The organism is Bacillus cereus group sp. BfR-BA-01379 (genome assembly GCF_022663605.1).
GTDB classification, from domain to species: Bacteria; Bacillota; Bacilli; order Bacillales; family Bacillaceae_G; genus Bacillus_A; species Bacillus_A mobilis.
The window spans coordinates 39,631-52,781 of sequence record NZ_JAKUFT010000011.1 but is presented as its reverse complement, the minus strand read 5'-3'; the positions used below and the strand labels follow the sequence as shown (position 1 = coordinate 52,781).

Sequence of the window (13,151 nt, the reverse complement as noted above, 5' to 3'; positions counted from 1 at the left end):
GGAAATCATATATGTTAACCACAAACATTGAGCTGAGACCAAAAGTAAAAGCGTTTTTAAATGAAGAAATTAAAATGTTTATTAATGGTGAATTTGTTCCTTCCATTAGCGGGAAGACATTTGAGACATACAATCCAGCAACAGAAGATGTTCTAGCTGTCGTATGCGAAGCGCAAGAAGGGGATATTGATGTAGCAGTAAAAGCGGCGAGATCTGCATTTGAATCAGGACCTTGGGCAGAAATGACTACTGCTGAAAGAGCGCATCTTATTTATAAATTAGCAGACTTAATTGAAGAGCATGGAGAAGAATTAGCACAGTTAGAAGCATTAGATAACGGGAAACCATATCAAGTAGCACTGGATGATGATATTGCAGCGACTGTAGAAAATTATCGTTATTATGCGGGATGGGCTACAAAAATTATCGGGCAAACAATTCCGATTTCAAAAGATTACTTAAATTACACACGCCATGAACCTGTTGGGGTTGTAGGTCAAATTATACCTTGGAATTTTCCACTCGTTATGTCTTCTTGGAAAATGGGAGCAGCATTAGCAACAGGTTGTACAATCGTATTAAAACCAGCAGAACAAACGCCTTTATCGTTATTATATACAGCGAAACTCTTTAAAGAAGCAGGTTTTCCAAACGGTGTCGTAAACTTTGTGCCAGGTTTCGGCCCTGAAGCGGGAGCTGCAATCGTAAACCATCATGATATTGATAAGGTAGCCTTCACAGGTTCAACTGTTACAGGGAAATATATTATGCGTCAATCTGCAGAAACAATTAAACATGTAACGTTAGAACTTGGTGGTAAATCTCCAAATATCATTTTAGAAGACGCTGATTTAGAAGAAGCGATTAACGGTGCATTCCAAGGCATTATGTATAATCATGGACAAAATTGTAGTGCTGGTTCTCGCGTGTTCGTTCACCGAAAACATTACGAAACAGTCGTAAATGAACTAGTAAAAATGGCGAATAACGTGAAACTTGGAGCAGGTATGGAGAAGGAAACGGAAATGGGTCCACTTGTATCTAAAAAGCAACAAGAGCGTGTGCTACATTACATTGAACAAGGAAAAGCAGAAGGCGCTACTGTTGCTGCTGGTGGTGAACGGGCATTTGAAAAAGGATATTTTGTACAGCCAACAGTATTCACAAATGTTACTGATGATATGACAATTGTAAAAGAAGAAATTTTTGGACCAGTTGTCGTTGTACTTCCATTTGATTCAACAGAAGAGGTCATCGAAAGAGCAAATCGCTCTTCATACGGACTTGCTGCAGGCGTATGGACACAAAATATTAAAACAGGACATCAAGTTGCCAATAAATTAAAGGCAGGAACAGTATGGATCAATGATTATAACTTAGAAAATGCAGCTGCACCATTTGGTGGCTTTAAACAATCTGGTATCGGACGTGAGTTAGGTTCATATGCGCTTGATAACTATACAGAAGTGAAAAGTGTTTGGGTAAATATAAAGTAATAGAGAATCTAACTGTTATTAAATAGAGGGATGAAATAATGAGAGATACGGACAACTGTAAGGTTTAATAATAGTTGTCCGTTTTCTTATATATAAAATAGTTTTCAAAAGAATGTTAAGGGGGATTTGGATGGAGCAATTAGTAGAGTGGTTAGTAGGGCAAGTATGGAGTATTGGGTTAGTTGTTTTCGCATTGGGGGCAGGTGTGTATTTTACAATTGCAACTCGTTTTCTACAAATTCGTTATTTTAAAGAAATGATTAAACTATTATTTGAAGGGAAGAGCTCGGAGACGGGAATTTCATCCTTTCAAGCATTTTGTTTAGCGTTATCTGGTAGGGTTGGAATAGGTAATATTGCAGGGGTCGCGACAGCTATCGCTTTTGGCGGACCTGGAGCTGTATTTTGGATGTGGGTAATGGCACTTTTAGGTGCAGCGAGTGCATTTGTTGAATCAACATTATCTCAAGTATATAAAAGTAAAGTCGGAAATGAATACCGTGGTGGTACACCATATTTCATTGAAAAAGGCCTGAAAATGAAATGGTTTGCAGTCATTGTAGCGGTCGTTGTAACACTTTCATATGGTGTTTTACTACCAGGTATTCAATCTAGTAGTATCGCAGTTGGTTTTGAAAACTCTAATGGCATTAGCAAATATATAACTGGTATACTGTTAGTCATATTATTAGCAGCGATCATTTTTGGCGGCGTAAAGAGAATTGCTGGCGTCTCGCAAATGCTTGTTCCATTTATGGCAGTAGGTTATGTAATTGTTACATGTATCGTATTACTTGCGAATGTAACAGAAATTCCAAGTATGTTTGCTTTAATTTTCTCTAGCGCTTTTGGTGTAAATGAAATGTTTGGCGGAATCGTCGGTGCAGCAATCGCATGGGGAGTAAAGCGAGCTGTATTTTCAAATGTTGCTGGCGTTGGAGAAGCGACGTATAGCTCCGCTGCCGCTGAAGTATCCCATCCTGCAAAACAAGGATTAGTTCAAGCATTTTCTGTATATATCGATACAATTGTTGTTTGTACAGCGACAGCTCTTATGATTTTAATAACAGGTATGTATAATGTTATACCTGAAGGGAAAAGCGCTATTGTAAAAAATATAGGGAATGTGGATGCAGGTCCGATCTATACACAACAAGCAGTTGAAACTGTTATAACAGGGTTTGGTCCATTATTCATTTCAATCGCAATCTTCTTCTTCGCATTTACAACATTACTCGCATATTACTATATCGCTGAAACGACACTTACTTATTTAGATCGCGATCTTAAACATAGATGGTTAAAACCAGTTTTAAAAATTGGATTTTTAATTATGGTTTACATCGGTAGCGTAGAATCAGCGTCTCTTTTATGGAATCTTGGAGATTTAGGAATTGGTAGTATGGCATGGTTAAATCTAATCGCGATTCTACTACTAAGTAAAATTGCATTAAAAGTGTTAAAAGATTATGAAGCACAGAAAAAAGAAGGAAAAGATCCCGTGTTTGATCCTAGAAATGTAGGAATTGAAGGATTAACATTTTGGGAAGAAAGAAGTAAAGAGCTTGAAAGGAAAAACTATAAGGAACAATCAGTAGTGGATGATAGTCTGAAATTGTAGCTAAAATAAACTGAATATTCATTCTTTTAATGAGGTATATTGCCTTCTTTTCATCACATACTACAATAGGTACACATAATTTGAATGGGGGTAATAATAAGATGGAACACGAACAACATAGTTCAGTAAATGATGTTCTACATCATTATAAAGAAGGGATTGGTAGTTTTACAAACCAAATTCCTGAAATTGCTGAAACATATAATGCATTCACGCAAGCTTGTTTTCAAGAGGGTTCTTTAACAAAAAGAGAAAAACAACTTATTGCATTAGGAATTAGTCTAGCAACGCAAGACGAATATTGTACTATTTATCATACAAAAGGTTGTCTTGATCAAGGATGCTCAGATAAAGAAATTCTGGAAGCATGTGGTGTATCAGCAGCATTTGCTGGTGGAGCTGCAATGAGTCAAGCTGTAACTTTAGTGCAGGAATGTTTAACAGAACTGAAAAATCAAAATCATTGAATGTAAAAAAACGTTTTAAACTTTATGTTTAAAACGTTTTTTATGTGAAATTAAATTTGTACTCACTTTAATATTCTATGTCTTTATAAATTGATTTCTCTACATCAGAAAGAACTTTGTATATGCTCTTACCAATTATAGATTCTAATAATTTCATCTTAGCATTTCATTGTTCCTTCGTTTAAAATTGGTACAATGAAACAAAAGGGGGATTAGTAATGCAAAATGTAGAAATTGAAGAGATTAAGCAAATAGAAGAAGATGTGGAAGAGCTGTCTAAACTTTTGAAAACGGTTGTAGATGAGGGGGCATCAATTGGTTTTTTACCTCCGCTGGAACAAAAAGAATCAGCGAAGTATTGGGAAACTGTATTAGCACCAGAAGTGATCTTGTATGTTGCTAAAATAAATAATGAAGTGGCAGGGAGTATTCAATTACATTTAGTTACAAAGTCTAATGGGATTCATAGAGCCGAAATTTGTAAATTAATGACCCATCCAAACTTTAGACGTAATGGCATTGGACGTTTACTTATGCAAAAAGCAGAGGAGCGAGCAAAGCAAGAAAATAGGTCTCTTATAGTGTTAGATACGAGAGAAGGAGACCCTTCTAATAGATTGTATAAATCATTAGAGTATCAAGAAGTTGGAAAAATACCAGAATACGCAATTTCTCCGAGTGGTAATTTAGACGCGACAGTTATTTATTATAAAGTTTTATAGTTATCATGCTCAAAATAATAAATCCCGATTTTTAACACCGTCTATATTTCTCTAGCGGTGTTATTTGAATTTGTTTAATGTACTAATTGAATTTGAGAAAGTTTTTAGAGGGTTCATTTCGTTATGCTCCTCGACTTATAATGGATGTAGAGAAGATGACTAGCTGACTATAGTTATTTTCGCTTTATTATGGGAAAGGGGATGACGAGATGAAAACGAAAGATTTACAGAAGGTGAAAAAAGTTATATTAAGTGGTGGCATATTACTAACGGGATTGTTAACTTTCGGTTTTTCAGAAAAAGCTTCCGCTCATGGATATGTTGAATCACCAGCGAGCCGCTCTTATTTATGTAAGCAAGGGGTAAATGTAAATTGCGGTCCGATTCAATATGAACCGCAAAGTGTAGAAGGAATAGGTGGATTCCCTCTATTAGGACCTTCTGATGGACAAATCGCAGGAGCTGGCCATTTTCCTGCTTTAGACGTTCAAACAGTAGATAGGTGGAAGAAAGTTACGTTAAACGGCGGGACGAATACATTTAAGTGGAAACTAACCGCACCTCATAGTACGAAAGAATGGAAATATTATATTACGAAAAAAGATTGGAATCCAAATAAACCATTATCACGATCTGATTTAGATTTAGTACCATTCTATGTGAAAAATGACGGAGGAGCTAAACCAGGAACTTCCGTAACACATGAAGCAAATGTTCCTACTGATAGAAATGGATATCACCTTATTTTAGCTGTATGGGAAATTGCAGATACGGGGAATGCATTTTATCAAGTTATAGATGTTAACCTTGTAAATAACGGTTTGGCATCGAATTTCGCGCAAAATCATGTAGTGCAAGTTCCTACACTATTTTAAATAAAAAATATATTTTGATCATCTAATTCATTTTAGATGATCTTTTTTACGAAAAACGATGAAAAATATAGAAGAAAGTGCAATTATTTATAAAAAATTCGGCTTTAAATATTGTCATATTTGCTTCTTTAAGATATCCTTTTCATGAAGAGGTGGAAAACATGGAAAAAGTACTAGTTTTCGGGCATAAAAACCCAGATACAGATGCAATTTGTTCTGCAATTGCATATGCAGAATTGAAAAAAGAATTAGGAATGAATGCTGAGCCTGTACGTTTAGGCGAAATCAGCGGTGAAACTCAATTTGCGTTAGACTATTTTAAAGTAGAAGGACCGCGTTTTGTTGAGACAGTTGCAAGCGAAGTGGACAACGTTATTTTAGTTGACCATAACGAGCGTCAACAAAGTGCTAACGATATCGAATCTGTTCGTGTGTTAGAAGTTATTGACCATCACCGTATTGCTAACTTTGAAACAAGCGATCCTATTTACTACCGTTGTGAGCCAGTTGGTTGTACAGCTACAATCTTAAACAAAATGTACAAAGAAAACGGCGTTGCAATTCGTAAAGAAGTTGCAGGTTTAATGTTATCTGCAATCATTTCAGATTCTTTACTATTCAAATCTCCAACTTGCACAGAGCAAGATGTAGCGGCAGCTCGTGAATTAGCAGAAATCGCTGGTGTAGATGCTGATAGCTACGGTTTAGAAATGTTAAAAGCTGGTGCTGACTTAAGCGGAAAAACAATGGAGCAATTAATCTCTCTTGACGCTAAAGAATTCCAAATGGGTAATGCGAAAGTTGAAATCGCACAAGTAAACGCTGTTGATACAAACGACGTTCTTGTACACCAAGCGGAACTTGAAAAAGTTATCTCTGCAGTAGTAGAAGAAAAAGGTTTAGACCTATTCTTATTCGTTGTAACTGATATCTTAACTAACGATTCTGTCGGTCTTGCGATCGGTAAAGCAGCAAGCGTTGTTGAGAAAGCATACAACGTATCTCTAGAAAACAACACAGCTACTTTAAAAGGTGTTGTATCTCGTAAAAAACAAATCGTACCAGTATTAACTGAAGCATTCCAAGCTTAATATAATTGCGTATGGTTTAACAAAAAAAGGACAAGTAGTCAGATTGGCTACTTGTCCTTTTTTATCTCTAAAAAACAGAAAATTTAAAAATAGGAGGATTGTGTATGTTTAATGATTTAGAAAGTAAATTACAGTCACTTTTAGAGCGAAATATAACTTCTGTTTCAGAATTAGAGCGTTGGCTTTTAGAGGAATTGCGTATAACCGCTGAAATAGAAGAGGAGATAACTAGTAGTTTAATTGCTACGTATAGAGATACAAATGACAGAAATAACCGTAATTTACATATGTATAATCAAAATACAATTCAACCACTTTTAAAAAGATACAATGCAAAATTTGACCAGAAATTTAGAGAGTGTCCATTTTCAAATTTATTAGATGAGCAGGAATATGGATTTATGAAAAAAGCAAGAGTAGTAAAAAGTAAAATGTTTAATGAAAAGAACATTGCTCTTTCTATTAAAGAGCAAGAACTTATTACGAAATATAGAGAAATAATGTCTAACATATCTATTAATTGGAAAGGTGAGCAAAAGACGTATGCATACGTAAAAGCAAAGCTAGATAATCCTAATAGAGCTATTCGTGAAAAAGCTTGGTACGCTTTATGTGAAGCAAGAAGTGCAGTAAAAGTAGAAATAGATTGTATTATGAATGAACTCTTACAATTGCGGAATGAGATCGCTTTACATGCAGGATTTAATAATTATAGTGAATATGCTTTTAAACAAAAAAATAGAGATTATAGTATGGAAGAGTGTTATATGCTTCATGAATCTATAGAAAAGTATGTTGTACCAATATGGGAACAGTTAGGAAGTCTTTCTAAAAAGAATCTCGGTGTAAAAACGTATCGCCCTTGGGATCTTACGCCATGTAATTTACCAAAAGCTCCATTTCAAAATGCCATTGATTTATTGGATGGGGTGGAAGAAATGTTTCGGAAGACTGATTTATATTTTTATGAGAAATTTATTCATATAAGGAAAGCGGGATTCCTTGACGTAGAAGAACGTGAAAATAAAGCATCAGGAGCTGCTTGTTTTACCTTGCCTCATAGTAAAGAGGTTTTTGTGTATTCTAATTTTAGTCCATCATTTTATGCAATTAATGCACTCATACATGAAGTAGGGCATGCCTTTCATTTTTATAAACAATTTAACAATGATAGCAGTATGCAGGAAAGGTATCTTCGTGAAGAAGTGGCTGAGCTTTATTCCCTTAGCCTTGAGTTGCTAGTAATGGATAAGCTGAATATCTTTTATAAGCAAGAGGATGAATATAAAGAAGTGCAGTGCGTACAATTATATCGTGCCTTGTCTTTATTAATGTCGTCAATTGCAGGAGATGTATTTCAGCACTGGCTCTATACAAATCCAAACCATACACCAGAAGAACGTGATAAGAAATACGCTGAAATATGCAAAAGGTATCAATATTCATCAGTCGAAATTACAGGATTAGAGAATGAAATCGGTGCAAGCTGGTTAGAGTCATTTCACTATATTCAGTTTCCTTTTTATCAAATTGAATACGCCATTGCACAAATAGGAGCAATGCAATTGTTTCAAATTTATCGGAAAGATCCAGAAAAAGCGATTGCTTTCTTTAAAGAGGGAGCGAGTACAGATTGGAATTTAACTATACAAGAAATATATGAAAAAACAGGTGTCACGTTTGATTTTTCGGAAGAAAGGATTGAAAGTACTGCAAGTGTTATTTTGGACCTGATTAGCGAATTAAAATAAGGATAGCATTAGCTATCCTTATAACTGTTTATTCGTAGATTTTTTCTTGTTTATATAAAATGTAATAATAGCCGCAATGATGAAAATAGGTATGGCATACGCTTGCCCAACAAACAATTTCCAGCCAATATGATTATAACCTTCAGATGCTGGAGCAATCATAGCGATTATGCAAACAATAATATAGAGTACTAGTGCAGGGATTATATTTTTCAATTGTTCACCTCCTTTTCATAAAATCATCACATGTATATTTATATAATACATTATAGTTTGAGAAAAGATATATGTTTTTCTAACATTTATGTAAATAAAAGGATTTGTTTTAAGTGGAATAGAATAGGTGTATGTAGAATGATATAGGGGTGTTACATATAATGAACAATATATTAAATCGAATAAAGAAAGATGTAAGTATAGAATTATTGAATACGCTATGGCCTGGTTTTAATAGGGCTGCATTTGCATTATATGATGATAAGCATGTGTATGTATTTCATCATCCATTATTTTTGAAACCTGATAATGAGTACACTGTTTTAAAGTGGGATGAACAATTTAAGGCTGATACATTTATCCTATTCAAAGACTATCCGACTGCCATCGTTAATATGAATAGATATAAAGATTATGAAAGTTTATCTGCGATTTTGGTGCATGAACTTTTTCATTGTCATCAATATTTGAATAAAGAAAGTAGATTTCCAAATGAATCTTTAGGATTTCAATATCCTATAACAGAAGAAAATATAGAATTGCGAAATAAAGAACGAATTTGTTTATATAATGCTGTGCACTGTAAGTCACAAGCTGTGAAAAATAATTATATTAAGCAATTTATCGAATTAAGAGAACAAAGAGCTCGTTTTATAAAAGAAGAGTTTATAACTTATGAGTGTATGGTTGAAAGTATAGAGGGGCCTGCTTGGTATGTTGAAATGAACGCTTACAATGCAGTATGCGAAAAGGATGAAAGCGAAACGTTACGAAAATATAGCGGATTTATTTTAGATGCATATGAAGCTAATTATAATATTAGGAAGAGTTGCTATAGCTCAGGAATGCTTTTATGTTTATTATTAGATGAAGTCCTACCTGAATGGAAAAAGAGCTTCTTTAATAGTGATAAATCGTTATATGCTTTTTTAAAACAAAATATAAATGTGGATTTGAGTTTAAATAATGAAATTACAATAAGTAAAGAAACGAAGCAAATCCTTCATTTTGTTCAAGATGAAAGAGATAAGGATTTCAACCACTTTTATGAGGAGAAAGGGTATCATTTGTATATTATAGGCAATATAAAATTAAATTCGTTTAATCCAATGAATGTAAAGTTAAACGGAAATAAAGCATTACATAAAACATTTTTAAGTGTAGGTATACATAATAAAACATATATGATAAATCAGCCTGTTTTAGCATCTTTTGAAGAGGATTTTAAAAATATGACAAAAGTTCATATTATAATGAATGAAAAGCCGATAGAAACAAATAATGGTTGGAACGTAGTGGGTATTGGTAATATAGAAGCTGAGTATGAAGAAGAAGGGAATTTTATATTTTTATATTTAAAAAGTTAAAAGTGAGGTAAGAAATAAAGATGAACAGGTTATGCATAATTCCATGCGGAAAAAAGAAAATTTGGGATAAGTATCCTGATTACGGACCGATGGAGGCAAAGGATGTATATATTAGCCCATTCGGAAAAGCATGTCAGGTGTATGCAACGATGTTTTTCGAGAATTGGGTTATATTATCAGCGAAGCATGGATTTTTAAGACCAAATGATATTGTACTAGAAAACTATGATCTTGCCTTTGATTCAAAGAGCGATGAAATTATTAGTATGGAACAATTAAAACAACAAATAATTGAAAAAGACTTGCTTCAGTTTGATGAAGTAGTTTTACTTGCAGGGAAGAAGCATAAAAAAGTAGTGACACAATTGTATCCAGAAGAAATTATTACGTATCCGTTAGAAGGGTGTAAAGGGATTGGGTATATGTTGCAGAGGTTGAAAGGGGCTGTAGGGGAAGGTAAGGAATTATAATAGAAAACTAATTCGTGTTTCTATAATATGAAATAAAATCGACTCTTTTTTAGAGTCGATTTTATTATTTAAAACTTAATTTGGTAATTAAATGGTTCAGGTTTTATATCGTAATTTTCACTTGAGCCTTCTAGTATTAGTTGCAATTCACCTTGCTCAATTGGGAGTTTAGGGAATGTTAAAACAGCATCACTAGTTACACCAGGCATCATACCTTGTGGAATTTTAGGGTATTTTGCTTCATAATTATCTTGGTATTCTAATTGTTGACCACCTACAATTAATTTAGAGTTAAAATCATAGAAATTAAATGCTGCAGTTGCATCATTTTTGGCTGTAAAATAAACTCGTGTTTCTTTATCAGCAATTTCAATTTTTTTAACAATCATTTTATAACCATTATGGTCTTGCTCTTGATTTACTTCAATTGTTTTTTTTGCTGGATCAAAAGCTGTTGCATAATCTGTTTTTTCGATACTTGTTGCAACAATAGTGGGGCCTTTTACTTTTCCACCAAATGCATTTTCACCTTCAAAGACGTCTTTTATTGTTCCCTTTACATGAATGTAATCTTCGCGTTTTACATCTAATTTAGGGTCTTTAAAAGCAATAATAGTGTTTTTGCTGTGCTCTTTATCAGCCCAAGCTTGAAGATATGTACCATCTTTATCACGTTCAGGCTCGACAAAGATTTGCGCATAGAAATCAACCTTTTTTCCTTTATACTCTTTAGGATTAGAGTGCATCTTTTCAAATTCTTCTTTTGATAATACCTGTGTCGATTCACTTGTCTCCTTAGTAGTTTTCTTTGATGTTGAATCTTTAGAGTCTGTATCTTTAGAGCATGCTCCCCCTAAAATAATAGCTCCACAAAGAACAGATAATAGAATTTTCTTCAAAATTTATCCTCCTACACATATAAAATATATTTTCGGTTTATAGTATAACAGATTACAAGTAATTATTTTACAAAAAACTTTTAAAAAAAGTTATTTTTAGTAATATTTACTATACTAAAGAGTCAAAACTAGACTAGCAAACAAGCATTTTTATACGTTTAAACATAGAATATGATGAATTCTATTTAGGAGGATGCATATTCATGGGGAATCATTGTAATTGCAGACGTTCATTTTGGGACGATTTAATGTTTGGAAGATGTAGATGTAGGGAGTGTCACGAATGTCGTTGCAAAGAGAAACCGAAGTGCGATTGTGAAGAGCGTTGCTGCAAGGAGAAGCCGAAATGTGATTGTGAAAAATGTCATTGTAAAGAGAAACCGAAATGCCATTGTAAACGTGAAGGGTATTAATAATAAAAAGAGTACGTTAAGTACTCTTTCATTTTATAAGGTTATATTCCATCTTCAACAGATTTTTTTACAATTTTCCATTTATCTTGTTTTTTAATCTTTATAGCTACATGAGTTCCAGTAGACTCCTTATAAAAAATATATCCATTGTTTGCGTTCACATATGTCAATGGTTCACCTATGCAATCTCGTGAACAAGATGTATTGATAATCTCAATTAAGGATAGTTCGTTCGGATCTGTCCTACTTGCATCTATAATCGTATCAAGGTCTGTTTTACGATAACCTTGTAAGTTTACTTGGAAATTTTGTTCGATTTCTCCTGTAATACTAGTATTCATTACTTCAACTGAATTTTTCTTTTCTTGAAGAAATCCGTTTTCATAAAGTAATTTTGTATAACCAACCCATGCGATTAAAACTAGCATGATAAACATACTACATATTTTAAGTGTTCGAAGGCGTTTACTAACTATTGTTTCTGAGTATTTCATTCCGTTTAATCCTCCAATGTTTTTAATTTAAAGTATGCTTGGATACATATATTTAGAAGAGGCTGATAGGTAACTAGTTCTGGATTCCAAAAAAGAAAGCATCCGAAGTTAGATGCTTTCTTTTTGCGTATTATTCACTATCTGTTCGTTACTTGTTTCATAAGCGGTCTTATTTCTTTAACGGGTGGTTTTTTATCATAAGCATCAACGTAAGAGAAATAGTAATTTAAGTTTCTGAGAAGGCCTTTCCCTATTTTGGCGCTTAAGAATGGAAATACTTGTCCAGTATAATCGTCGAGAGATTTACAGTAGTATTTTTCATCTAAATAAATACTGTATTTACATGTTAGTTCTACTAGTGAGTTCCCTTCATCATCAATTACTTCCTTAGAATCAATAATGTCTATTAATGCGAATTTTTCATTTAGATAAACTTTCTTTTTTTTCTCGTGTTTATTTGTGAGTATAAATACGAGACCAATGGCGTTAATCAAAAGATTTCCTCCTATAAAAAACGGATATTAATAAAATATATCGATATACGTTAAATGTAAAGAGGGGAGGTAAAATTTCATTCATAGAAAGTTTAATAAGCCGATTTGTGTTTTCAAATCGGCTTATTATTATTGAAATACTTGCGGGAATTGCTTTATGATTGCGTTTGTTATCATATCAGCCATTTCTAATGCTTCTTTTTCAATTTTATCGTATAGTTTTACGCTTGCTTCAAAATCTTTATTTAGGAAAGCAAGTGCTTCTGCTTTTGTTAAGGCTAAATGTTCATAAAACATTTTTCTAAATTCTTCTTTTTCTATATATGGGTTGATGCTAGTAAGAAACGCCACAATTTCATCTCCGTTAGCGTACCATTTCTTCTCTATAGCGGCAGCTGCATTTTGATCACTAGCTTTTGCGGCTTTAACAAGATCTGCTGCAATGACTAAGTGGTCTTTAATTAAAGCACTATATTTTTTTACAGCATCCTCACCATAGAATGGTTCAAGTGACAGTCCCATATGTGTTGCATTTTGAAGAAGTCGCCCGACTGTAACGTTTACGTCTGGTAAATTAAAGACAATGCTAATAATAGCTAATCTAGTCCAAGCAACGTGTTGTTCCCATAAAGAACGCATATAACCTTTTAAAAAGTTCTCGTTTTTACTAATTCGGTAATTACGTACAGATGTATCAAAGTGTACGTAAGGGTTATGATAGGGAGAATAATACGATTGCCAATAAGTATACATAAACAGTAACACTCCTTTGAAC

General features: G+C 33.6%; 14 protein-coding genes and 1 pseudogene. 9 read left to right on the top strand and 6 right to left on the bottom strand.

Annotation, left to right across the window (positions count from 1 at the left end; genetic code table 11):
- The first annotated feature begins 11 nt into the window (after nt 1-11).
- The 3 genes from MR113_RS06670 (at nt 12) to MR113_RS06660 (ending at nt 3,584) form a co-directional block, all read left to right on the top strand.
- Nucleotides 12-1,496 (top strand): aldehyde dehydrogenase family protein, encoded by a 1,485-nt coding sequence (locus tag MR113_RS06670; protein WP_242252640.1) that lies wholly within the window; start codon nt 12-14, stop codon nt 1,494-1,496.
- Between the two features lie 130 nt (nt 1,497-1,626).
- Nucleotides 1,627-3,117 (top strand): alanine/glycine:cation symporter family protein, encoded by a 1,491-nt coding sequence (locus tag MR113_RS06665; RefSeq protein ID WP_242252639.1) that lies wholly within the window; start codon nt 1,627-1,629, stop codon nt 3,115-3,117.
- A gap of 29 nt (nt 3,118-3,146) precedes the next feature.
- Nucleotides 3,147-3,584, top strand: a complete 438-nt coding sequence (locus tag MR113_RS06660; RefSeq protein ID WP_242252637.1) for a carboxymuconolactone decarboxylase — start codon at nt 3,147-3,149, stop codon at nt 3,582-3,584.
- A 67-nt stretch (nt 3,585-3,651) separates the two neighbouring features.
- On the opposite strand, the pseudogene MR113_RS06655 reads toward MR113_RS06660, so the two are convergent.
- Nucleotides 3,652-3,732 (bottom strand): annotated as a pseudogene (locus MR113_RS06655) (HD domain-containing protein); the annotation flags it as partial.
- Nucleotides 3,733-3,802: 70 nt separating this feature from the next.
- On the opposite strand from MR113_RS06655, the gene MR113_RS06650 reads away from it, so the two are divergent.
- The 4 genes from MR113_RS06650 (at nt 3,803) to MR113_RS06635 (ending at nt 8,023) form a co-directional block, all read left to right on the top strand.
- On the top strand, nt 3,803-4,306 hold the full coding sequence (locus MR113_RS06650) for a GNAT family N-acetyltransferase (protein WP_242252635.1): 504 nt from the start codon (nt 3,803-3,805) through the stop codon (nt 4,304-4,306).
- A 209-nt stretch (nt 4,307-4,515) separates the two neighbouring features.
- A complete protein-coding gene (locus tag MR113_RS06645) occupies nt 4,516-5,181 on the top strand; it encodes a lytic polysaccharide monooxygenase (RefSeq protein WP_242252633.1) in 666 nt (221 codons plus the stop codon).
- Nucleotides 5,182-5,342: 161 nt separating this feature from the next.
- Nucleotides 5,343-6,272 carry a manganese-dependent inorganic pyrophosphatase gene (gene ppaC / locus MR113_RS06640; RefSeq protein ID WP_242252625.1) on the top strand — a complete coding sequence of 310 codons (930 nt, stop codon included), beginning with the start codon at nt 5,343-5,345 and terminating at the stop codon, nt 6,270-6,272.
- Nucleotides 6,273-6,376: 104 nt separating this feature from the next.
- Nucleotides 6,377-8,023, top strand: coding sequence for a M3 family oligoendopeptidase (locus tag MR113_RS06635; RefSeq protein ID WP_242252623.1), 1,647 nt, complete (start codon nt 6,377-6,379; stop codon nt 8,021-8,023).
- Between the two features lie 18 nt (nt 8,024-8,041).
- On the opposite strand, the gene MR113_RS06630 is transcribed toward MR113_RS06635, so the two are convergent.
- Nucleotides 8,042-8,239: a DUF4017 family protein gene (locus MR113_RS06630; protein ID WP_046954126.1), complete on the bottom strand. Its 198-nt coding sequence runs from the start codon at nt 8,237-8,239 to the stop codon at nt 8,042-8,044.
- Nucleotides 8,240-8,400: 161 nt separating this feature from the next.
- Here MR113_RS06630 and MR113_RS06625 point away from each other — a divergent pair, with 161 nt between their 5' ends.
- Nucleotides 8,401-9,606, top strand: coding sequence for a peptide ABC transporter permease (locus tag MR113_RS06625; RefSeq protein WP_242252612.1), 1,206 nt, complete (start codon nt 8,401-8,403; stop codon nt 9,604-9,606).
- A gap of 20 nt (nt 9,607-9,626) precedes the next feature.
- On the top strand, nt 9,627-10,076 hold the full coding sequence (locus tag MR113_RS06620) for a DUF6884 domain-containing protein (protein ID WP_242252610.1): 450 nt from the start codon (nt 9,627-9,629) through the stop codon (nt 10,074-10,076).
- A 68-nt stretch (nt 10,077-10,144) separates the two neighbouring features.
- Here MR113_RS06620 and MR113_RS06615 read toward each other — a convergent pair whose 3' ends face one another.
- From MR113_RS06615 to MR113_RS06595, 4 genes are all read right to left on the bottom strand, one after another.
- The gene (locus tag MR113_RS06615; RefSeq protein ID WP_000722394.1) at nt 10,145-10,975 is read right to left on the bottom strand and encodes a hypothetical protein; all 831 of its coding nucleotides are present in this window, start codon (nt 10,973-10,975) and stop codon (nt 10,145-10,147) included.
- Nucleotides 10,976-11,429: 454 nt separating this feature from the next.
- Entirely contained in the window at nt 11,430-11,882 is a 453-nt protein-coding gene (locus MR113_RS06605; RefSeq protein ID WP_242252607.1) for a hypothetical protein, read from the bottom strand.
- Nucleotides 11,883-12,019: 137 nt separating this feature from the next.
- Nucleotides 12,020-12,376, bottom strand: a complete 357-nt coding sequence (locus MR113_RS06600; RefSeq protein WP_000606238.1) for a hypothetical protein — start codon at nt 12,374-12,376, stop codon at nt 12,020-12,022.
- A gap of 129 nt (nt 12,377-12,505) precedes the next feature.
- Nucleotides 12,506-13,129, bottom strand: a complete 624-nt coding sequence (locus tag MR113_RS06595) for an acetylglutamate kinase (RefSeq protein WP_242252605.1) — start codon at nt 13,127-13,129, stop codon at nt 12,506-12,508.
- Between the last annotated feature and the right edge of the window lie 22 nt (nt 13,130-13,151).